The 228-nt window shown below is 50.9% G+C and carries 1 protein-coding gene; it reads left to right on the plus strand.

Translation table 11 applies throughout. From position 1 onward, the window contains the following. On the plus strand, window positions 1–228 hold a 228-nt coding region (locus FCV43_RS20280; protein ID WP_136996195.1), incomplete at both ends, for a VCBS domain-containing protein.

Consider the following 228-nt stretch of genomic DNA (forward strand, 5'->3'; position numbering starts at 1 on the left):
GCTTCACCGCCAACAGCGCCTTTAATCAGTTGAATGTCGGCGATAAGGTTGAGGAAACCTTTACCGTCAATTCGGTTGATGGCACCCCGTCAACCATCAAAGTGACGATCAATGGTACCAACGATAAAGCGACGGTCAGTACCGCAACGGTCAGTGTGGATGAAGCCGATACGGCTATCTCGATTTCCGGAACGTTAACCAGCACCGATGTCGACAACCCGGATAATG

This window comes from Vibrio genomosp. F6 (assembly GCF_005146325.1).
In the GTDB taxonomy this organism is placed as follows: domain Bacteria; phylum Pseudomonadota; class Gammaproteobacteria; order Enterobacterales; family Vibrionaceae; genus Vibrio; species Vibrio cortegadensis.